Origin of the sequence: Mannheimia varigena (assembly GCF_013377235.1) — a bacterium.
In the GTDB taxonomy this organism is placed as follows: Bacteria; Pseudomonadota; Gammaproteobacteria; order Enterobacterales; family Pasteurellaceae; genus Mannheimia; species Mannheimia varigena.
The window spans coordinates 22,835-44,765 of sequence record NZ_CP016226.1; the positions used below are offsets into that span (position 1 = coordinate 22,835).

19 protein-coding genes and 1 pseudogene are annotated in these 21,931 nt (G+C 43.0%); 14 read left to right on the plus strand and 6 right to left on the minus strand.

All coding sequences use genetic code 11. The annotated features are described in order from the left end of the window. Positions 1-35: 35 nt before the first annotated feature. Positions 36-305, plus strand: coding sequence for a GNAT family N-acetyltransferase (locus tag A6B40_RS00125; RefSeq protein ID WP_112110778.1), 270 nt, complete (start codon positions 36-38; stop codon positions 303-305). 65 nt (positions 306-370) lie between these two features. Here the strand turns inward: A6B40_RS00125 and dacB are convergent, their stop codons facing one another. Further along, positions 371-1,816: a serine-type D-Ala-D-Ala carboxypeptidase gene (gene dacB, locus A6B40_RS00130; protein WP_176671190.1), complete on the minus strand. Its 1,446-nt coding sequence runs from the start codon at positions 1,814-1,816 to the stop codon at positions 371-373. A gap of 96 nt (positions 1,817-1,912) precedes the next feature. Here dacB and greA point away from each other — a divergent pair, with 96 nt between their 5' ends. Then, the gene (gene greA / locus A6B40_RS00135; protein WP_025217005.1) at positions 1,913-2,389 is read left to right on the plus strand and encodes a transcription elongation factor GreA; all 477 of its coding nucleotides are present in this window, start codon (positions 1,913-1,915) and stop codon (positions 2,387-2,389) included. A 63-nt stretch (positions 2,390-2,452) separates the two neighbouring features. On the opposite strand, the gene ndk is transcribed toward greA, so the two are convergent. Both ndk and metG read right to left on the minus strand, forming a co-directional pair. Next, positions 2,453-2,869: a nucleoside-diphosphate kinase gene (gene ndk / locus A6B40_RS00140; protein WP_176671191.1), complete on the minus strand. Its 417-nt coding sequence runs from the start codon at positions 2,867-2,869 to the stop codon at positions 2,453-2,455. 9 nt (positions 2,870-2,878) lie between these two features. Continuing rightward, positions 2,879-4,963, minus strand: coding sequence for a methionine--tRNA ligase (gene metG / locus A6B40_RS00145; RefSeq protein WP_176671192.1), 2,085 nt, complete (start codon positions 4,961-4,963; stop codon positions 2,879-2,881). Positions 4,964-5,152: 189 nt separating this feature from the next. Between metG and menC the strand changes: the two genes are divergently transcribed. From menC to A6B40_RS00160, 3 genes are all read left to right on the plus strand, one after another. Then, positions 5,153-6,109, plus strand: coding sequence for an o-succinylbenzoate synthase (gene menC, locus A6B40_RS00150; protein ID WP_176671193.1), 957 nt, complete (start codon positions 5,153-5,155; stop codon positions 6,107-6,109). Positions 6,110-6,211: 102 nt separating this feature from the next. Further along, on the plus strand, positions 6,212-6,904 hold the full coding sequence (gene rsuA / locus A6B40_RS00155; protein ID WP_176671194.1) for a 16S rRNA pseudouridine(516) synthase RsuA: 693 nt from the start codon (positions 6,212-6,214) through the stop codon (positions 6,902-6,904). Then, a complete protein-coding gene (locus tag A6B40_RS00160) occupies positions 6,904-8,088 on the plus strand; it encodes a Bcr/CflA family multidrug efflux MFS transporter (protein WP_176671195.1) in 1,185 nt (394 codons plus the stop codon). Before rsuA ends, A6B40_RS00160 begins: the two co-directional genes overlap by 1 nt. 1 nt (position 8,089) lies before the next feature. Here A6B40_RS00160 and rlmD read toward each other — a convergent pair whose 3' ends face one another. After that, positions 8,090-9,406: a 23S rRNA (uracil(1939)-C(5))-methyltransferase RlmD gene (gene rlmD, locus A6B40_RS00165; RefSeq protein ID WP_176671196.1), complete on the minus strand. Its 1,317-nt coding sequence runs from the start codon at positions 9,404-9,406 to the stop codon at positions 8,090-8,092. 70 nt (positions 9,407-9,476) lie between these two features. Between rlmD and A6B40_RS00170 the strand changes: the two genes are divergently transcribed. The 5 genes and pseudogenes from A6B40_RS00170 to rluA all read left to right on the plus strand — a co-directional run bounded on the left by A6B40_RS00170 (position 9,477) and on the right by rluA (position 15,533). Beyond that, positions 9,477-10,814 (plus strand): anti-phage deoxyguanosine triphosphatase, encoded by a 1,338-nt coding sequence (locus A6B40_RS00170; RefSeq protein WP_176671197.1) that lies wholly within the window; start codon positions 9,477-9,479, stop codon positions 10,812-10,814. A gap of 60 nt (positions 10,815-10,874) precedes the next feature. Then, positions 10,875-11,234 carry a hypothetical protein gene (locus tag A6B40_RS00175; protein ID WP_218064532.1) on the plus strand — a complete coding sequence of 120 codons (360 nt, stop codon included), beginning with the start codon at positions 10,875-10,877 and terminating at the stop codon, positions 11,232-11,234. Between the two features lie 185 nt (positions 11,235-11,419). Then, positions 11,420-11,785: a hypothetical protein gene (locus tag A6B40_RS00180; RefSeq protein ID WP_025217014.1), complete on the plus strand. Its 366-nt coding sequence runs from the start codon at positions 11,420-11,422 to the stop codon at positions 11,783-11,785. 151 nt (positions 11,786-11,936) lie between these two features. Continuing rightward, positions 11,937-14,849: pseudogene (gene rapA / locus A6B40_RS00185) on the plus strand (RNA polymerase-associated protein RapA). 15 nt (positions 14,850-14,864) lie between these two features. Then, positions 14,865-15,533, plus strand: coding sequence for a bifunctional tRNA pseudouridine(32) synthase/23S rRNA pseudouridine(746) synthase RluA (gene rluA / locus A6B40_RS00190; RefSeq protein WP_176671199.1), 669 nt, complete (start codon positions 14,865-14,867; stop codon positions 15,531-15,533). On the opposite strand, the gene ampD is transcribed toward rluA, so the two are convergent. Next, the gene (ampD, locus tag A6B40_RS00195; RefSeq protein WP_176671200.1) at positions 15,534-16,085 is read right to left on the minus strand and encodes a 1,6-anhydro-N-acetylmuramyl-L-alanine amidase AmpD; all 552 of its coding nucleotides are present in this window, start codon (positions 16,083-16,085) and stop codon (positions 15,534-15,536) included. It lies immediately after the preceding gene. A 59-nt stretch (positions 16,086-16,144) separates the two neighbouring features. On the opposite strand from ampD, the gene A6B40_RS00200 reads away from it, so the two are divergent. The 4 genes from A6B40_RS00200 to pyrE all read left to right on the plus strand — a co-directional run bounded on the left by A6B40_RS00200 (position 16,145) and on the right by pyrE (position 19,230). Further along, on the plus strand, positions 16,145-16,987 hold the full coding sequence (locus A6B40_RS00200; protein WP_176671201.1) for a 23S rRNA (adenine(2030)-N(6))-methyltransferase RlmJ: 843 nt from the start codon (positions 16,145-16,147) through the stop codon (positions 16,985-16,987). A 128-nt stretch (positions 16,988-17,115) separates the two neighbouring features. After that, a complete protein-coding gene (locus A6B40_RS00205; RefSeq protein WP_176671202.1) occupies positions 17,116-18,036 on the plus strand; it encodes an Lnb N-terminal periplasmic domain-containing protein in 921 nt (306 codons plus the stop codon). Positions 18,037-18,044: 8 nt separating this feature from the next. Continuing rightward, entirely contained in the window at positions 18,045-18,530 is a 486-nt protein-coding gene (locus A6B40_RS00210; protein WP_176671203.1) for a YqhA family protein, read from the plus strand. A 58-nt stretch (positions 18,531-18,588) separates the two neighbouring features. Beyond that, complete coding sequence (gene pyrE / locus A6B40_RS00215; protein ID WP_176671204.1) at positions 18,589-19,230, plus strand: orotate phosphoribosyltransferase; 642 nt, start codon at positions 18,589-18,591, stop codon at positions 19,228-19,230. A 45-nt stretch (positions 19,231-19,275) separates the two neighbouring features. Here pyrE and ppc read toward each other — a convergent pair whose 3' ends face one another. Continuing rightward, a complete protein-coding gene (ppc, locus tag A6B40_RS00220) occupies positions 19,276-21,915 on the minus strand; it encodes a phosphoenolpyruvate carboxylase (RefSeq protein WP_176671205.1) in 2,640 nt (879 codons plus the stop codon). Between the last annotated feature and the right edge of the window lie 16 nt (positions 21,916-21,931).

The window sequence follows — 21,931 nt, forward strand, 5'->3', positions numbered from 1 at the left end:
CTGCGTAAAATAAAGCCTAAACAACAGGGGGATTTATGATTAAACACAATCTTGATAATTTTGAATTTGCGTATATTGATGAAAGCGGAGTAAAAGCCGGCACATTGCGTTACCGCTACATCAAAGACAATGTGATTGACGCTTACACTACAAGGGTTGATGAAGCCTTTCAAGGCAAGGGCATTGCAGGCGAGTTATATAACGCCTTAATTGCTTTTGCTCAAGAAAAAGCATTAAAAATTAAGCCGAGCTGCAGCTATATTGAGGTAAAAATGCAGCGAAACCATCGAGAGTTGATTGCTTAGAGAATAACAAGCGGTCGTAAAATACTGAAAATTTACGACCGTTTGTGTTTTAATGATGATATTAATTATTCATTAAACAACGCCATATAAAACCGATTTTCAAAGGTGTTCAGTGGAGCTCGTTTCGTTTTACTTTCCAGCTCGCCTGTGGAATAACCACTAATAAATTGCACGAAGGCAATTTGCTCACCACGTGCATTTTTCATAAAGCCGGCAAGGTTATAAACACCCTTTAATGCCCCTGTTTTGGCAATCAGATTTTTCGCCAGCGGTTCGGTGGAAATTGAACCTCTACCTGAAATTGTGCCATCTACGCCTGCAATTGGGAAGGTTTCAAATAAATGTAATGTATCTTCATTTTGGGCGATATATTCAAGGGTTTCTAACATCGTTTGGCTACTTATTTGATTATGGCGGGAAAGCCCTGAACCATCAGCAACAACGCTATTTTTAAAATTAATATTGGCTTTTGATTTTAACAGTTGTCGAATCACATAACTGCCTAATTGGAAAGAAGCTGGGCGATTATGCTGTTTATTGGCAACGGTTCTGAACAACGCATCGGCAATTTGGTTGTCCGATTTTTTCATCATTTTTTTAAGTAATACAGGCAATGGTTCTGAATAGTGCTCGGCTAATACTGTGCCTGCTTGCGGTGTTAAAGGCTCTTTTAGCTGACCGTTAAACTCAATGCCTAGACTTTTCAAATGCTTGTTGATGATATTCGCTCCGTAATTAGTTGGGTCTTGCACGGAGAAACTTAGCCCAAACGGTTTGGATTGGCGAGCCATACAGCCTTTAATTTGATAGCGATTGTTATCGTGAACCACCACATCAAGTTGGCAAAAAGGGGCTTCTTTGCTATCTACAACATACGCAGAACTAAACACCTGTACAGGATAGGCAGAAGGCACATCCACTTTGGCAAATTCGCCTATTGGCTGATCGGCATTTAAACTAACATAAAAACAATTTCTATCGATATTAATCGCCGCTGGTGGGGCGTTAAAGCACATTGTTAAATCATTCCAAATCCAGCCGGAAGCTTTGTCGTGGCTGGCAAAAACAGAAGTATCTAAAATTAAATCCCCTTCAATTTTGTTGATACCTTGCTGCTTTAATTTGCTAATTAATTGATAAATTTGACCGCTTGTTAGCTCCGGATCACCGGTAAAACGGGCAATTAAATTGCCTTTTACCACATCATTTTCTACTTTACCATTGGTCAAAAGAGCAGTTTGAAAGCGAAAATCATCACTTAAGGTTAATTTTGCGGCTAATGCCGTAAATACTTTCTGAGTGCTTGCCGGTAACATAAAAACATCACTTTGATGCTGTGTGATAATCTGATTAGTGTCTAAGTTTTTAGCAATAAAACTCACTGAAGTGCCAGCTGGCAAGGTTTGAATGAGTTCTTCAGCATTAATTTCTGCTTGTACAAGGCTTGGAATAAGTAATGTGGATAAGATAAATTTCTGAAAAAAAGAGCGAGTGGCGTTTTTAAAAATCATAATAAAAGGGGAGTTGAAATTTTTAGTTAGAAATTGAATAATAGCCCTTTCAATTTCATTCGTAAACCGATAATTTTTAGTAAGGAAACAGACTTAATGAAACAAATTCCTATGACTGTGCGTGGGGCAGAGCAACTGCGTGAAGAATTGGATTTTTTGAAAAATGTGCGTCGTCCACAGATTATTGATGCCATTGCAGAAGCCCGTGAACACGGTGATTTAAAAGAGAATGCGGAATATCACGCTGCCCGTGAGCAACAAGGTTTCTGTGAAGGTCGTATTCAAGAAATTGAGGGTAAATTAGGTAACGCTCAAATTATTGATGTAACAAAAATGACCAACAACGGCAAAGTGATTTTTGGTGCAACAGTGCAATTAGTGAATGCAGAAACCGATGAAGAAGTAACTTACCGTATCGTAGGTGATGATGAAGCGAATATTAAAGAGGGCTTAATTTCGGTCAATTCACCGATTGCTCGTGGCTTAGTTGGCAAAGAAGTAGATGATTCCGTCAGCATCACCACACCAGGCGGTAAAGTGGAATTTGATATTGTTGGCGTAGAATATATTTAATGAGTTGTAGGGGCTAATTGCAATTAGCCCCTACGTTTATCCAAGGTTTATCCCAAGATTAAATTACACAATCTCACTCGGTACAAAGAAATAAGCAATTTCACGTTTTGCCGACTCTTCCGAATCTGAACCGTGCACCGAGTTTTCACGGTAGCTTAACGCAAATTTGTCGCGGATTGTGCCTTTTTCACGTTTTGCCGGATCTGTTGCTCCCATTAAATCACGGTAATGTTGTACGGCATTTTCGCCTTCTAATACCGCAACCACAATCGGTTCACTTGTCATAAATTCCACCAATGGCTCGAAAAATTCTTTGCCTTGATGTTCTGCGTAGAACCCACCTGCTTGTTCTGTGGTTAAATGCAACATTTTCAGTGCTTTGATTTTTAGTCCGCCTTTTTCAATTTCAGCCAACACTTGCCCGATAAGATTACGTTTGGTCACATCGGGTTTGATGATAGAAAGGGTTTGTTGGATCATACTATTCTCCTATTTTACCTGCATACCCGGCTGAACACCGCTGTCTGCGTCTAACAAGAACAGGTTCGCACCGCCGCTGCCTGCCGATAAAATCATTCCTTCAGACATTCCGAACGACATTTTGCGTGGAGCAAGGTTAGCGATCACAACAACAAAACGTCCGATAAGCTCTTCCGGGTTTGGATAAGCCGCTTTAATGCCTGAGAACACTTGGCGTTTGTGATCGCCTAAATCCAGCTCAAAACGTAACATTTTGTCCGATTTCGGCACAGCTTCGCAATGTAACACTTTCGCTGCTCGTAAATCTAATTTGGCGAAATCATCAATGGTGATTTCCGGGGCAATCGGCTCGATTGCAATATTTTCTTGGTTTTCGACCGCTTGTTTTTCCACTGCTTGCGTTCCTTTTTTCTCTGCTGATTTTTTTGTTTCTTTTTGAGCATCTGCAAATAATGCTTTGGTTTCTTCAATCACCGCATCAATCTGTTTTTTCTCAAGACGTGAGAAGAGCGATTTAAACGGCGCAACGGTGTGCCCTAACAATGGCGTGGCGATATTATCCCAACGCAATTCCGCTTGTAAGAAGGCTTCTGCACGTTCTGCCAGTTGTGGCAATACCGGTTTTAAGTAGCTCATTAGCACACGGAATAACTCAATCCCCATTGAGCAAACCGCTTGCAATTCGGCATCTTTGCCCTCTTCTTTGGCGATCACCCACGGAGCTTTCTCATCAATGTATTTGTTCGCCTTGTCGGTTAATTCCATAATCGCACGAATTGCCTTGTTAAATTCACGGCTTTCGTAGAAATTCGCAATGGTTTCCGCTTGGGCGGTAAATTCATTAAATAGGGCTTCATCGTCTAATTTAGCTGCTAATTTGCCCTCAAAACGTTTAGCGATAAAGCCGGCGTTACGAGAAGCTAAATTCACCAATTTGTTCACAATGTCGCTATTTACACGTTGTACGAAATCATCAAGGCTGAAGTCTAAATCTTCAATGCGGTCGTTTAATTTAGCCGCATAGTAATAACGTAAACATTCAGGATCGATATGTTTTAAATAGGTGCTGGCTTGAATGAATGTACCACGAGATTTCGACATTTTCGCACCGTCCACCGTCACATAACCGTGGGCGAACACGTTGGTTGGCTTGCGGTAGCCGCTGCCTTCCAACATTGCCGGCCAGAACAGGCTATGGAAGTAAACAATGTCTTTGCCGATAAAGTGGTAAAGCTCGCTGTCGGAATCCTTTTTCCAGAACTCGTCAAAATTAATGCCTTTGCGGTCGCAGAGGTTTTTGAATGACGCCATATAACCGATTGGGGCATCGAGCCAAACGTAGAAGAATTTGTTTTCCGCATCCGGAATTTCAAAGCCGAAGTACGGAGCGTCACGGCTGATGTCCCACTGTTGCAAGCCACTTTCAAACCACTCTTGCATTTTGTTGGCAATTTCAGATTGTAGCGAGCCGGAGCGTGTCCACTCTTTTAACATTCCCTCAAAGCTCGGTAAATCAAAGAAGAAATGCTCAGATTCTTTCACCACCGGTGTTGAGCCGGAAACCGCCGAGCGTGGATTAATCAAATCCATCGGGCTATAAGTGGAGGCACAAACCTCGCAGTTATCGCCATACTGATCTTCCGCTTTACATTTCGGGCAAGTGCCTTTTACGAAACGATCCGGCAGGAACATATTTTTTTCAGGGTCGAAAAGCTGAGAAATCACTTTGCTTTTGATAAAACCGTTCGCACGCAATTTTTTATAGATTTCGCTGGTGATTTCACGGTTTTCTTCGCTGTGGGTTGAGTGATAATTATCAAAGCTGATATTAAAACCTTCAAAGTCGGCAATATGATCGGCTTTGGCTTTTTCGATAAGTTGCTCAGGGGTAATGCCTAATTTATTGGCGTTAAGCATAATTGGCGTGCCGTGTGCATCATCGGCACACACAAAATGCACCTCGTTACCACGCATACGTTGAAAACGCACCCAAATATCCGCTTGAATATGCTCAAGCATATGACCTAAATGAATTGCACCGTTAGCGTAAGGCAAGGCACAAGTAACAAGCATTTTTCGTTTTTGGTTAGACATTCTATTTCTCGTTAAATTAGGGAAAATTGCCGTGTATTCTAGCTGAAATGTGTAACTTTTTCTAGTTGGCTTGAATTTATTAGAGCTTTCGTGAGACAAGCGGTAGAATATCCCCAAAATTTTGCATTCAGGTAGGGGCGAATTAATATTCGCCCGAAAATGCTGTTATATAAAACATTGAGAAATTCTATGCGAAAAGTAACCTTATATCGCTACCAATTACCCATTCAAACCGGCGTGGTGCTACGCAAACAAAAGCTGACTGAGCGAGCAGGCTTACTCGTCTGTTTACAGGAAAATGAACGTATCGGCTGGGGGGAAATCGCCCCTTTGCCGACCTTTAGCCAAGAAACGTTGGAGCAAGCCGAGAGCCAAGCTAAAAAGTGGCTAAAAGTGTGGCAAAGCGGAGAAACAAATGCCCTCGATGATCTTTTTCCCTCTGTCTCCTTTGGGCTAAGTTGTGCCTTGGCAGAATTGAATAATACGTTGGGCGAGCAGGGCAGTTATCGGTCTGCGATTTTATGCTATGGTGATGTGGAGAAATTCCAGCCGACCGTTACGCTTGGTAAATTAAAAATTGGCATAGAGCCTGAAAAAGAGGGCGAATTAGCGGATTTGTTGCTTTCAACAAACCCAAACTTACAGCTCAGGCTGGACGCCAACCGCCAATGGAGTTTGGAACAAGCGGTTAAATTTGCCGAAAAAATTGTAAATACCAACAAAGCTCGCATTCAATTTATCGAAGAACCCTGCCAAACGCCCGAACTTTCCCGCCAATTTACCAAGCAAACCGGCATTGCGATGGCCTGGGACGAAACGGTGCGAGAGCCAGATTTTGTGGTAAAAAAAGAGCCAAATCTGACCGCTATCATCATTAAACCCACGCTAACAGGCTCGCTAGAAAAATGCGTGAAACTGATCGACCAGGCTCATTCGCAAGGATTAACCGCAGTTATCAGTTCAAGCCTTGAAAGCAGCTTAGGATTAACCCAGCTGGCTCGCATCGCTCACCAATATACGCCAAACAGCGTACCGGGGTTGGATACGCTTAATTTAATGCAGCACCAATTATTGCGAGAATGGCAAGGTTCGGAATTGCCGTTAATTGGCGTGGAGAGCGAATTTGTCACCGAGGTTGTGCTATAATCAAACCAGCCGTAGGGGCGAAACATTTTTCGCCCTAATATTTAAATGTGGTTTGGGGCGAAAAATGTTTCACTCCTACATACTTTTTAACATCAGGAAACTATGCGTTTAGATAAATTTATCGCCGAAAATACCGGCTTAACTCGTTCGCAGGCTGCAAAAGCACTGAAAAGCGGTATTGTGACAGTCAATGGAAAAATCGAAAAAAGCGGTGCAGCAAAAATCAGCCAAGCAGATGAAATTTATTACGAAGATCAGAAACTAGAGTGGATGGAAGCAGGGCAATATTTTATGCTTTACAAACCGCAGGGCTATATTTGCTCGCACGATGATGGCGAATATCCAACCGTGTTCCAATTTTTCGATTATCCGCTGATGACCAAACTGCACACAGCTGGCAGGCTTGATGTAGATACCACAGGGCTTGTGCTTTTAACCGATGACGGCAAATGGTCGCATCGTATTACTTCGCCAAAGCACCATTGCGAAAAAACTTATTTAGTCACATTAGCCGATCCTGTTGAAGATTTTTATGCGGAAAAATTAGCCGAGGGTATTTTACTGCGTGGTGAAAAAGAACCGACTTTGCCGGCTCAACTTGAAATTTTAGATGATTACAATGTAAATCTGACAATCAGTGAAGGGCGTTACCACCAAGTCAAACGAATGTTTGCTGCCTTAGGCAATAAAGTAGAAGCCTTGCACCGTTGGCGAATTGGCGATGTGATTTTAGACGAAACCTTGGCAGAGGGCGAATTTCGACCGCTTACCCAAACCGAAATAGAGTATTTTTAATGGAAAATAATAGACCCCGTTTAAGTTTTTTCATCATTTTGGGAATGATGGCAATGTTGCCGCCGCTGGCGATTGATATGTATTTGCCCTCATTTTTAGATATTGCCCGAGATCTCGCCGTATCCCAAGAAAAGGTGCAAACCACGCTTGCGTTGTTTACCCTTGGCTTCGGGGCTGGGCAGCTTTTTTGGGGGCCGATGGCGGACAGCTTCGGGCGGAAAATCATTATTTTAATCGGGCTTATCGGCTCGGCGATTGCGGCGTTTTTCCTCACTCAAGTGGAAAACATTGAAACTTTTTATCTGCTGCGATTAATCCAAGGCCTATGTGCCGCCGCCCCAGCGGTGGTGCTAGGGGCATTAGTGCGAGATCTGTTTGACCGCAATGTGTTTGCCAGACTGATGTCGATCATTATGATTATCTCAATGCTCGCCCCACTGCTTGCCCCGATTGTGGGCGGTTATATTGCCAAATATTTCCACTGGCATTCGGTGTTTTATGTGATGGTCGCAATGGGCTTGTTGAGCGTGGTGCTGGTAGGTTGGAAAATCCCTGAAACGCTGGCGGTGGAAAAACGCTTGCCTCTCAGTTTTGGCAAAACCTTAGCCAATTTCGCCACACTTCTCAAACACAAACCGACACTCGGCTATGTGCTGATTGGCGGCTTAACATTTGCCGGCATTTTCTGCTTTTTGACTTCGGGTTCTATTGTCTATATCGGGCTATATGGCGTCTCACAGGAAAATTTCGGCTATTTCTTTGGCTTGAATATGGTCGTGATGGTAACGATGACGGCGATTAACAGCAAGCTAGTGGTGAAAGTCGGCTCAGAAATGATGCTGCGAATTGCTCTTGGGCTTCAGGTAGCGTTTGGTATTTGGCTGGCGATGACAGCAATTTTTGAGTTAGGCTTCTGGGCAATGGCAATCGGTGTGCCGCTTTACATCGGAATGCTTTCTACCATTGGTAGCAATGCCAGTGCCGCTATTTTAGAAAAATTCCCCGAAATGGCAGGCACCGCAAACGGCGTTGCTGGCACGGCACGTTTTGGTATTGCTTCGTTAGTGGGGGCAGGGCTTTCCCATATTGCGATTACCAGCGAAGCGCCAATGCTTTATGCAATGGCAAGCTGTACGGTTTTAGCCGGTGTGGTTTATTACTTCCTCTGTTATAAGCAGGATTAATTTATTTCACAAACAACGAAATAGACTCCAAATGGGCGGTGTGCGGGAACATATCAATCATTGCGACTTTTTCTAAGCGGTAGCCGAATTGCAGCAGTTTTTCTGCATCACGCACCAGCGTGGCGGGGTTGCAGGAAACATAGGCGATTCGTTCGGGCTGTAAGGCGGCTAGGTGATCTAAACAAAATAACGCTCCATTACGAGCAGGGTCGAGCAGCACTTTGTTGAACAGCTCGCTCGCCCAAGGCTTATCGGCAAAAGGCCCATCGAGGTTAGTTTGGTAAAATGCCACATTTTTTAGACCGCTTGCAGCTGCATTGGCTCGAGCCTGTTCCACCATTGGCTCAACGCCCTCAATGCCGACCACCGATTTTGCCTTTTTGGCTATCGGCAAGGTGAAATTCCCCATTCCGCAGAACAGATCTAGCACGCGATCATCATCGGAAAGTTCAAGCCACTCAAGGGATTTTTCCACCATTTTTTCATTGAGCGAAGCATTCACCTGAATAAAATCCCGAATCGAAAAATGGAGCTTCAAGCCTTGAATTTCGTAATAAGGCAGTTCGCCGCAAAGGTGCTCGAGCTGGTTTTCCTCACACATTACAAACAGCGATAGCTTTTCGCTTTCGGCAAAATGCCATAAATTTTCGCTATCTTGAGCCGATAATACCCCTAAATGTCGCAAAAATAAGGCGATGGTGTTATCCGCTTTGACTAATTCAATATGCCCGAGTTTTTTCGGATTTTTCCACTTTGCCAACAGTTTTTGCAATTTGGGCAGAAGCTTGGAAAGCTCACTTTCCAACACTTCGCAGTTTTCAAGCGGTATGATTTGGTTGGAATTTTGTAAACGAAAGCCCATTGTGAGTTTACCGTTTTGTATCGCAATGCTCAGTTTCGCACGGCGGCGGTAGGCTTTGTCATTGCCGACAATCATTGTCTGAAAATCAATGGCTTCAGATTGCAACTTTTGTAAACGCTGAAACAGGGCTTTTTGCTTCGCTTCTCGTTGCAAATCGAGCGAAATATGTTGCATTTGGCAGCCGCCGCATTTGCCGTAGAGCTCGCAGCTTGGCTCGGTGCGATTTGCAGATTTTTTCAAAATTTTCACCATTTGCCCACGCCCGTATTGGCGTTTTTCTTCCAATACCTTAAATTCCACCTGTTCATCGGGCAGGGCATTTTCAATAAACCACGTTTTGCCGTTGATTTTGGCAATGCCTAAGCCTTGATAATCTAACGCCTGAATTTTTACGGTTTGGCAATCGGTGGTTTTTGCGGATTTTTTTGCAACTTTTTCGGAATAAAAAATAGCCATTAGTATGCTCTACAGAATAAAAAATAGGTGTATTATATAAGAAAAGCATTTTGTGGAAAATGGAGGCAATATGATTTCAGCGGTTTGGATGGAGCGTTATTTGGCGGACAAAAAACGGGAGCAGGATCACCGCTCGCCGTTTCAGCGTGATCGGGCAAGGCTTTTGCATTCGGAAGCGTTTCGCTGCTTGCAGGCAAAAACGCAAATTCACGCGGTTGGCGAAGACGATTTTTATCGCACTCGCTTAACTCATTCGTTGGAGGTCGCCCAAATCGGCAGCAGTTTGCGTGAGAAGTTGTTGGAGGATTTAGACAGCTTTCAAGCGGTCTATTTTGCTCAAGATTTTACAAAAAACTCGGAAAATTTGACCGCTTTACTCAACGCATTATTGCCTTCGCATAGCCTGATTGAATCCCTCTGTTTCGCCCACGACATCGGGCATCCGCCATTCGGACACGGCGGTGAAATGGCGCTGAATTACAAAATGCACGAATTTGGCGGCTTTGAGGGCAATGCTCAATCGTTTCGCATTATGACCCAGCTCGAGCCTTACACCGAAAAGGCGGGAATGAATTTAACCCGCCGAACTTTGCTGGGCGTGATGAAATATCCGTCACTGTTATCTGCGACCGCTCCCGCTAAAATGGCGGAAATTTCCGAAGCTCGCCACATTAATTTGCACTATTTCCCGCAAAGTAAGGGCATTTTTGATGATGACAAACACTTTTTTGATTGGGTGCTTGAGCCGCTTAGCGAAGCGGATAAACGTCAATTCTGTGTGGTGGAGCAAAATCAAGAACCGAGCAAGCCGAATAAAACCCGTTATAAATCCCTCGATTGCAGCATTATGGAGCTGGCAGACGACATTGCCTACGGCGTGCACGATTTAGAAGATGCGATTGTGGGCGGAATGGTGACGCCGCAATCGTGGCAAAATGCGGAGAAATTGCTGGAGGAATGCCAATCGGATTGGGTAAAACAGCGTCTTCCGGAAATACGGGCAAAATTATTCTCTGAGCATCGCTACGAACGCAAAGATGTGATTGGAGCTTTAGTGAACCATTTTATCACCAATGTGCGTTGGCAAGCCTTGCCGGAGTTTGAAGAGCCGCTGTTGCGTTACAACGCTTACCTGCCGGAAAATGTTGCTTGCGTACTGAAAATTTTGAAGGATTTTGTCTATCAATATGTGATTTGTGATGTGAAAACCCAGCGAGTGGAACGCAAAGGGCAACGCATTTTGATGGAGTTGTTTGATATTCTCAGCAGCGATCCGATGCGATTGTTGCCGAATAACATTCGTGAGCGTTGGCAAAATGCCCCTGAAGCCAAGCGAGCAAGGGTGATTTGCGATTATCTGGCAAGTATGTCAGACGGACAAGCTTTCAAACTTTATGAAGGATTGTAGAACTAAATCGATTTTGCAAAGTCTTAGGAATAGATTTTGAATTTTTAATAGGAGAATATGATGAAGTCTATCGCAAAAACCGCATTCATTTTAACCGCTTTTGTTTCTGCAACCGTATTCGCGAAGAGTGTTCCAAGTGAGATTTATCAACCACGCGGCGAATTAGTCAAAGCAGATCGCCAAGGCAATGGCGAATTTGAAGTGGAATATCGTGTAAAAGGGAATGATGTTCGCTCGTTAGCTCAACAAACGATTGCTCACGCCAAGAAGAAAGGCTTCCGTGTGGTTGAGTCTGAAATTAAACGTGATGATGCCGATCTCAAATTTGAGCGTGGTGATCAAGAGCTAGATGTTCAGATTGAATTAAAAGGTAATAATCGTATTGAATATAAAGCAGACTTAGATTTAGATAAAAACTAATTTAGTTATCTTTTAACAGAAAATGGCCGCTTATTGTGATTAAATTGTGTAAGCGGTTTAATTTTTTAGCAATTAGCTAGTGTTAGATTTTTGTAAAAATATGAACTAAGCTAAATTTGCCTAGTCATAAATTATGAGCTCTCTAAGAACTCAATTTAATAAAATAAAAGAATAGGAGATTCTATATGAAAAACGTAAGTAAAACATTATTAGTTCTAACTACTTTCGCTTCTGTAACCGCATTTGCTCAATCAGTTGCTGTACCCGAGGAAATTTATCAACCACAAGGTGAGTTAATTAAATCAGAGCTTGATGGTAAGAACGAGTTTGAGGTTGAATACCATGTTAAAGGAACAGATGTGCGTGGATTAGCAGAAAAAGCCATTGAACACGCTAAAAGCAAAGGTTTTGATTTAGTTAAATCTGAAATCAAAGATAAAGATGCAGATTTAAAATTCAAGCGTAACAAGCAAGAATTAGATATTGATATTGAATTAGAAGGTAAAGATCGTATCGAGTATAAAGCAGATTTTGACTTAGGTAATAAGTAATTTGTAAATTTAATACTAAAAAAGACCGCTTGTGTGTTTTCACCGCACAAGCGGTCTTTTTATTGTGCTTTTTTGTAAAAATAGTGAAGCAGGGAGAGAGGGTAATTTGCTAAAATAGCGGGCGAAAATAGAAAATCAAAAAGAGGGAAAAATGTTTGTAGTTGGTCAGCGTTGGCTAAGTGAATCGGAAAATAATTTAGGTTTAGGCATGGTTATGGCGGTGGATCATCGCACCGTAACCATCAATTTCCCGGCTGCGGAGGAGGAGCGAGTGTATGCGATTTCCGTTGCTCCATTAACTCGAGTGCAGTTTCAAGCGGGCGATAGAATTAGTTGTGTGGAAGGCTGGCAGCTTGATGTGACGGACGTGGTGGAAAATCAAGGTGTGGCGATCTATTTAGGAAAGCGTGCCGACAACGGTGAAGACGCCGTGTTGCCTGAAATGCAGCTCGATCACAAAATCAGTTTTAGCAAACCGCAAGATAGACTTTTCTCCGCCCAAATTGACCGTAGCGACCGTTTCGCCTTGCGTTTTAAGGCATTGCAGCACCAACAAGCCCAATATCAATCGCCATTACGAGGCCTGCGTGGCATTCGGGCGAGCCTGATTCCGCACCAATTACATATCGCCAAAGAGGTGGGGCAACGCCTTGCCCCTCGTGTGTTGCTGGCGGATGAAGTGGGCTTAGGAAAAACCATTGAAGCCGGCATGATTTTGCAGCAGCAACTGTTTTCGGGCAGAGTGGAGCGTGTGCTCGTGCTCGTGCCGGAAAGTCTGCAACATCAATGGCTGGTGGAAATGCTCCGCCGCTTCAATCTCAAATTTTCGCTATTTGATGAAGAGCGTTGTGCCGATTTTGATAAAGAGGACGAAAACGGCGATGATGCGAGCGAAAATCCGTTTGAGAGCGAATCTTTGGTGATTACCTCACTCAACTGGCTGGAAACCGCTCCGGCTAGAGCAAAACAGGTGCTGGCGGCAGAGTGGGATTTGTTGATTGTTGATGAAGCTCACCATTTGGAGTGGTCGGAGAGCGAACCCTCTATCGGCTATCAATTTGTGGAAAGTTTGGCGAAGCAGATTCCGTCTGTACTGCTTTTAACTGCAACACCAGAGCAGCTGGGGCAAGAGAGCCATTTCGCCCGTTTAGCGTTGTTAGATGCAGACCGTTTTTATAGCTACGATGAATTTGTGGTGGAGCAGTCGCAATATCAGCCGGTGGCAGATGCGGTTGCTACGCTCTTGAGCGATAAACCGCTGACCAATGATGAACAAAATGCGATTGCGGAGCTGTTGAGCGAGCAGGATACCGAGCCGATGTTCCGTGCGATTAATAGCAAAAAATCGGACGAAAATGACCGCTTGCAAGCGCGCCAAGAGTTGATTAGTGAGCTGATTGACCGCCACGGCACCAGCCGAGTGCTTTTCCGCAATACTCGCCAAGGGGTGAAAGGTTTCCCACACCGTGAATATCACCAAATCAGCTTGGAAATGCCGAAGCAATATGCGAATGCGTTAAAAGTGATGTCGATGATGGGCGGCTTAAATCAGGGCGATTTGCTCTATCCGGAGCGTTTATTCCAGCGAATGAATCCAAATGCGAAATGGGCGGAGTTCGACCCTCGCATTGAGTGGCTGATAACTTTCTTGAAAAATCATCGTGATGAAAAAGTGCTGGTGATTTGTAAGCAAGCGGATACCGCCATTGCGTTAGAGCAGATTTTGCGTGAGCGTGAGGGCATTCGCTCCGCCGTGTTCCACGAAAAAATGTCGATTGTCGAGCGTGATAAAGCGGCGGCTTATTTTGCTCAACAGGAAGATGGGGCTCAGGTGCTGATTAGCTCAAGCATTGGTTCGGAAGGGTGAAATTTCCAATTCGCCAAAGATTTGGTGCTGTTTAACTTGCCGGATAATCCTGATTTGTTGGAACAGAGCATTGGGCGATTAGACCGTATCGGGCAGAAAAACAATATTCAAATTTATGTGCCGTGCTTCAACCATTCCGCCCAACAAATGCTGGCGGAGTGGTATCACAAAGGCTTAAATGCGTTTGAAGAAACCTGTCCGATGGGAACTGCGATTTTCCGTGAATTTGGCGAAGAATTACAACATTTCGTGCAAAATCCTGAACTTTCCGAGCAATTCGGCGACTTTTTAGCGAAAACCCATAAACGCCAACAGCAGTTAAAAGCGGAGTTGGAAAAAGGACGAGATCGTTTATTGGAGATCAACTCCAACGGTGGCGAGGCAGCTCAAGAACTGGCGAATGCGATTGCGAAGGAAGATAACAATCCGCACCTTGTGAATTTTGCCTTAAATCTGTTTGATGTGATTGGCGTGGAGCAGGAAGATTTGGGCGAAGAGAGCATTGTGATTAGCCCAACCGGGCATATGCTTGTGCCGGATTTCCCGGGGCTGTCGGAAGATGGTACAACCATTACCTTTAACCGTGAATTAGCCTTAATGCGTGAAGAGCTCGAATTCCTGACTTGGGATCACCCGATGATCCGAAACGGTATTGATTTAATCACTTCTGGCGATATCGGCAAATCAGCTATTTCGCTGCTGATTAATAAAGCCTTGCCTGCAGGAACGCTATTGTTAGAAGCGATTTATGTGGTAGAAACCCAAGCCCCGAAAGGTTTGAATTTAACCCGCTTCTTACCGCCAACACCAATTCGTATTTTGGTGGATAACAAAGGCAACAACATCGCTCCACAAGTACCATTCGCAGGGCTGGAACGCCAGCTCAAGCCAGTGAATAAACAGATGGCAAACAAAATTGCGAAAATGGCACGGGCGGACATTGAAAAGCTAATTAAAGCGAGTGAAAAAGCGGTATTGCCTGAGGTTCAACATATCATTGAAACCGCAAAATTTGAGGCAAATAGCAAATTAAAAGCAGAATTACACCGCTTGGAAGCCCTAAAAATGGTGAATAAAAATATCCGATCCGATGAAGTGGAAGCCCTTGAGCAGCAACTAAACGCAAGCCTCGCCCAAATTGAGTTGGCGAACTATCGTTTGGATAGTTTGAGGGTGATTGTGAGTAATAAAGAGTAATTAAGTAAAAATAGTATGGCATTAATTGAATATCATCCGCCGCTTGAGCCTTTTTTGAATGAGGTTTATCGGGATAATCATATTTTAGTTTTAAACAAGCCGAGTGGTTTACTTTCTGTGCCGGGTAGTCAGCCTGAATATTATGACAGTGCAATGACCCGAGTGCAGAAAAAATATGGCTTTACCGAGCCGGCTCACCGTTTGGATATGGCAACAAGCGGTATTATTTTGTTCGCACTTAGCAAAGCAGCGGAAAAAGAGCTGAAGCGTCAATTTCGTGATCGTGAGCCGAAAAAGCACTATATTGCGTTACTTTGGGGCAAATTAGGCGAGAAAGTGGGCGAAACGGGCGAAATGAATTTTCCGTTGATTTGTGATTGGGAAAATCGCCCTCGTCAGAAAATTTGCTATGAGCGAGGCAAAAAAGCGATTACCCATTATGAAGTGTTGGCTCATAACCCGAATAATACCACACGAGTGAAGCTCACGCCGATTACCGGGCGTTCGCACCAGTTGCGAGTGCATAGTTTGGCGTTAGGGCACCCGATTATCGGCGATAAATTCTATGCGAATCTGCTGGCGAAAAGCCTTGCCCCTCGTTTATGTTTACACGCTGCTTCGCTCACCATCACGCACCCGATTACAGGTGAAGTGATGACCTTTACCGCCGAGCCGGAATTTTAGTTATTTGAGCAAACTACGGTAATACGCCCAATCAAAATATTGCCCCGGGTCGATTTTTCGTTCTGGGGCAATATTACTGTGGCCGGTAATTCGCTCATCGGTAATTTGCGGATAATTCGCTTGAATTGCCTTGGTTAAACTCGCCAAAGCTCGATACTGCGCTTTGGTAAAGGGTTGATTATTGCTCCCCTCCAACTCAATACCAATCGAAAATTCGTTGCACTTTTCTCGTCCTTTAAAACAAGAGACGCCAGCGTGCCACGCCATATCCTCAAAATTCACATATTGGGTAATTTTTCCCTTGCGATTAATTAAGCAGTGGGCGGAAACCCGAAGATCTTTAATTTCTTCAAAATAGGGGTGAGCAGTGGGATCGAGCTTTCCTTGAAAGAACAAATCGATGAAATTCCCACCAAATTCTTCCGGTGGCAGGCTGATGTAGTGAATAACGAGCAGCGAAATATCATTTTCATTCGGGCGTTGGCTAAAATGTGGCGAGGGCACTTGCTTTTGGTGGATTAAGCAACCCTGTTCAATTTTCAATTTTGGCATAGTCTAAAAAGGGCGAATGGGGTAAAATTAGGCACATTTTACTAGAAAACGAGAAGAATATGTTAAGTTATCGCCATAGTTTCCACGCCGGCAACCACGCTGACGTGCTAAAGCACATTGTCCAATTATTGATTTTGCGTGCTTTAAAAGAGAAAGAGAAAGGATTTTTATACCTCGACACTCATTCGGGCGTGGGGCGTTATAGCTTGTTGAGCTATGAATCGGAAAAAACAGGGGAATATTTAGAGGGCGTGGCTCGCTTATGGGAGCGTGAAGATTTACCCGAAGAAGTCGCTTTGTATATTGATGAGTTGAAGAAAATCAACCGTGGAGGAAAACTCAAATATTACGCCGGCTCGCCGCTTTTAGCGGTTCAGCAGTTGCGTGAACAAGACCGAGCGATTTTAACTGAGCTTCACCCGAACGATTTTCCGCTATTACGCCAAGAATTTGCTAAAGCGAAAAACGTGCAAACCAAGCGTGAAAACGGTTTCCAGCAGCTAAAAGCCGCTTTACCGCCGAAAGAACGCCGTGGTTTTGTGTTGATCGACCCTCCTTATGAATTAAAAGAAGATTACGAATTAGTGGTGAAAGCGATTGAAGAGGGCTACAAACGTTTTGCCACCGGCGTGTATGCCATTTGGTATCCGGTGGTGCTTCGCCAACATACTAAACGCATTGTGCGTGGTTTGCAGGAAACGGGCATTCGCAAAATTCTGCAAATTGAACTTGCTGTTCGCCCAGACAGCGATCAACGAGGAATGACCGCAAGCGGAATGATTGTGATCAACCCACCTTGGCAGCTTGAGGCTCAAATGAAGAAAATTCTGCCATATTTAACGGACGTGCTAGTGCCGGAAGGAACAGGCTCTTGGGCGGTGGAGTGGATTACGCCTGAGTAGGTAATGTCGCAATGAAGAAAAATAGATTTTTTTATTGGCTATTTCAATGTTGTACTGCTATTTTTGTGCTAGTCAGTAATATTTGGCTTAGTTTAGCACTGTGGGTACACAAACCTTTTGGTTCGATTATGACTTGGGTAGTCATAATTTTTTGGATTGTGCTAACTTGTAGCTTGATTGGATTATATATTAAACGTGTTATTTTTAGCCGTAAAACAGATATTTTTATCTATTTGGGTTGCTTATCTATCGGGCTGATTTGGTTTTTCAGTATGCAGCCACAAAATTATCGTGAGTGGGATCCTGAAGTTGCTAAAGTAATGACATATCAGAAAAACGGAAATCTTATTCAAGTAGACAATGTGAGAAATTTTCATTGGCGAAATTTACGAGATTATGACGTTATTTGGGAAAGTCGCAAGTACGATTTAGATAAAATTGAAACCTTTGATTTAATTCTTTCCGATTGGGGATTAAAGAAAATCGTACATACTATGGTAAGTTTTGGTTTTAGCGATGGACAACGTATTAGCTTTTCTATTGAAATTCGCAAAGAGAAAGGCGAAAGTTTTTCTGCAATAGGCGGCTTTTTCCGTCAATTTGAATTGGGTTTTGTCGCAGGCGATGAATTAGATTTACTCTATACTCGTACCAATATTCGTGGCGAAGATGTTTATATTTATCCGGTTCGCTTATCTAAAGAGGCTATCCAAGAACTCTTTATTTTATATTTACAGAAAGGGCAAGATCTATCAGAAAAGCCACGTTGGTATAATACTTTAATGAGTAATTGCACTACGCTGATTTTTGATATGATGGCAAAAATTGAAATGATTCCTTTAGATTATCGTGGCGTATTATCGGGGTTACTACCTGAATATCTCTATGATAAAGGAGCATTAGATCATAAACATAGTTTAGCAGAGTGGAGAAATATCGCACACGCTAATCCTAAGGTTGCAGATTTTACGAATTTGGCAGAGTCTGCTACTTCTATCTATTCTCAGCTTATTCGCCGAGATTTCCCTGCAATACAGAATAAAGAGTAGGAGTAAAAATGTTAGAATCGCTTTTTAGAAATAGTCGTTTTCTCGTTTTGATTATTGTCATAATGAGCTTTATTGCCTCAATCCTACTCTATATTTCTTCAATTAGTATTACAGGAAATATTATTCTTGAATTTTTCCAAGATATTCCAACCACGCCAAGTGAGGGACCACTTAAAGCAGTAAAACTATTAAAAGCACTAGATGTATTACTGATTGCGTTGGTGTTCCAAATTATTAGCGTCGCACATTATCACTTTTTCCTTTCGAAAAATCAGGATTCAAAATCGCTTTTTTTAGAGGTTTTGCATATTGATAATTATCATGATTTAAAAATCATTATTTTACAGGTTTCTGCAATTATTTTAGCGATTGTATTTCTTGAGCAAGCTGTAGAAGTCGGTGGCTCACTAGAAACGCTTTACCTTGCGATATCTTTGGCTTTAGTGATTTTGTCATTGGTATTTTTAATACGGAATATGAAACATAAAGATTAAACATTACATTTACAAAAATTTTAGAAAAAATAACTGCTTGTATAAAAAGGAAAACGATATGCAACAATACAAACACGACTTTATCGAATTTGCCCTTAGCCGCAATGTGCTGAAATTTGGCGAATTTACCCTAAAATCGGGGCGAATCAGCCCTTATTTCTTCAACGCCGGTTTATTTAACACGGGGCGAGATTTAGCCAAATTAGGCGAATATTACGCCCAAGCGATTCAAGCCTCGAAAATTGATTATGATGTGTTGTTCGGGCCTGCCTACAAAGGCATTCCGATTGCAACCACTGTGGCAGTCGCTCTAGCCAATCAATTTGATGTGGATAAACCTTGTTGTTTTAACCGCAAAGAGGCAAAAGATCATGGTGAGGGGGGCAATTTGATCGGCTCACCACTCAAAGGCAAAATTTTATTGGTGGATGATGTGATTACCGCCGGCACGGCAATTCGGGAATCGATGGCAATTATCAACGCAAACAATGCCGAGCTTGCCGGCGTGCTGATTGCGTTAAACCGCAAAGAAAAGGGCAAAGGCGAACTTTCTGCCATTCAAGAAGTAGAGCGTGATTACGGTTGCCAAGTCTTCTCAATTGTCGGTTTTGATGATTTAGTGACTTTTATTGAAAAATCAGAGCAATACGCCCCTTATTTGCCGAAGATGCGTGAATATCGTGAGAAATATGGGGTGTAGTAATTTTAAATAATTGTGGGGAGATTTTATATCTCCCCTTTTAAATTACCCTGTATTACGCATACCTGCCGCAATACCTGTGATAGTAATCATTAAGGCTTGCTCTAATTCAGGATTGACATTTTCGTCTTGATTACGAATACGGTGTAATAGTTCTACTTGTAGTAGGTTGAGCGGATCGGTGTACACATTACGCAGAGCGATAGATTCTGCAATCCAAGGTAAATCTGCCATTAATTGACCCTCGTGAGCAAGAGCCAGTACGGTTTTGAGATCGGCTTGTAATTGCGTGCGTAGTGCTTTGCCTAAACGATGCAAGTTTGGTGTGACTAAACGTTGATCGTAATATTCCGCTAACCAAATGTCTGCTTTACTGAATACCATCTCAAGCATTCCTATACGAGTTGAGAAGAACGGCCATTCACTGCACATCTCTTTTAATAGCTTTTCGTTACCATCATCAATGAGTTGCTGTAATGCTTGTCCCGCACCTAACCACGCAGGGAGCATTAAGCGGTTTTGCATCCAAGCAAAAATCCACGGAATAGCTCTTAAACTCTCAACACCACCTTTCGGGTTACGTTTTGCAGGGCGTGAGCCAAGTGGTAAGCGAGAAAGCTCTTGCTCTGGCGTTGCGGCTCGGAAATACGGTACGAAATCAGGTTCGCCACGTACCATATTGCGGTAAATTTGGCACGAAATTTCCGAGCCTTTTGCTAATACATCTCGCCACTCTTGTTTGGGTTCTGGCGGTGGGAAAATGTTCGCTTCCAAAATCGCACTGGCGTAGAGTTCTAAACTCTCTACTGCTACCGCAGGCAAGCCCAATTTGAAGCGGATCATTTCACCTTGTTCAGTCACTCGTAAACCGTTTTTCAATGAGCGAGGTGGCTGAGAAAGTAGAGCAGCGTGAGCCGGTGCACCGCCACGTCCGATAGTACCACCACGTCCGTGGAACAGTGTCAATTCAATGTTGTATTTTTCACTTAAATTCACTAAGGCTTCTTGAGCTCGATACTGAGCCCAACCGGCAGCTAACATTCCGGCATCTTTAGCAGAATCGGAATAGCCGATCATCACCATTTGGTAATTGTTGATCACGCCACGATACCAGCCGATATTAAATAAATCGGTCATCACTTTTTCACTGTGATCTAAATCGCCGAGAGTTTCAAATAGTGGTGCAACAGGAATAGTGAATTTGCAACCGGCCTCTTTGAGTAATAAATGTACCGCTAGCACATCAGAGGCTTCACGAGCCATTGAAATTACATAAGCAGAAATCACGCCTTCTGGTTGCTCCGCCACGATTTTACAAGTATTTAACACCTCTTTGGTTTCAGGGCTTGGTGTCCAGTTAGTTGGTAGCAGCGGGCGACGAGAGCTCAACTCACGCACTAAGAAGGCTTGTTTATCATCTTCTGTCCAATGCGAGTAATCGCCTAAGCCAATATAGCGAGTGATTTCTGCAATCGCTATTTCGTGACGAGTGCTTTCTTGGCGAATATCCAGGCGTGATAATCCTAAGCCAAAGCAGCTCACACGGCGTAAACAATCTAATAGTGCACCGTTTGCGATAATCCGCATACCACAGGCTTGTAAGGATTCGTAACAATCAAACAGAGGCTGCCAAAGTTGGTTATCCGAAGTTAAAATTTCAGTTTCATCAATAGTTGATATTTTATCTTCCAAGAGTTCCGCATAGTAAATTTCAGTATTAGCTAATTTTTGGCGTAATGCTTTCAGTACGACACGGTATGGCTCTAAATGTTCGCCATATTTTGTACGAAAAGCGAGTGTACATTGTGTAATAGATAATTCTTCGGTAAGGTGTTTAATATCTTCTAAAAATAACTCAGCTGCTTTCCAACGGTTCATTCTTAATACACGGCGAGTAGTTTCAGCCGTTACAAACGGATTACCATCACGGTCACCGCCCATCCAAGAAGAGAAGCGAACAGGAGCAAGGCTAACGGGGTATTGCACTCCGAAATGTTTCTCTAAATAGAAATTAAGTTGGCGGCAGAATTCAGGTACAGCAGTCCATAGACTGTTTTCAATCACGGCCATACCACCTTTGGCTTCATCAACCGGTGTTGGACGTTGTGTTCTAATTTCATTGGTGTGCCAAGCTAACGCAATCAGTTGCATTAAACGGCGTTTGATTTTGTAACTTTCCGCTTCGGTTAAGTCATCGTGCTCTAATAAATCTAAACATTTATTAATTTCAACGTGCTTATGTCCAAGCGAACGGCGAGTGACTTCAGTTGGGTGAGCAGTGAGCACCAAATCAATCATTAGGCTTTCAACCGTTTTGATCACTTTTTCAACAGGAATATTGTGTGATTTTAAGCGAAGGAAAAGTGAATCTAAGGAACGGCTTCCTAGTGAGTTATTAATATGATGACGAGAAACTGTTTGATGCTGTTCAGCAATATTAGTGAGGTTTAAAAAGTGGCTGAAGGCACGAGCAACAGGTAATACATCATCATTAGAGATATTAGCGAGCTTTTCTAATAATTGTTCACGTGCAGATTCATCGCCAGAGCGTGAATTTCTTGATAATATGCGAATGCTCTCAATCAAATCAAGAATATAATCTCCCTGTGCATCACGGATAGTTTCACCTAAAAACTCTCCTAACATCTGAATATTATGGTGTATGCTTGAATATGGCTGAATCATAAAAAATTCCTATGGT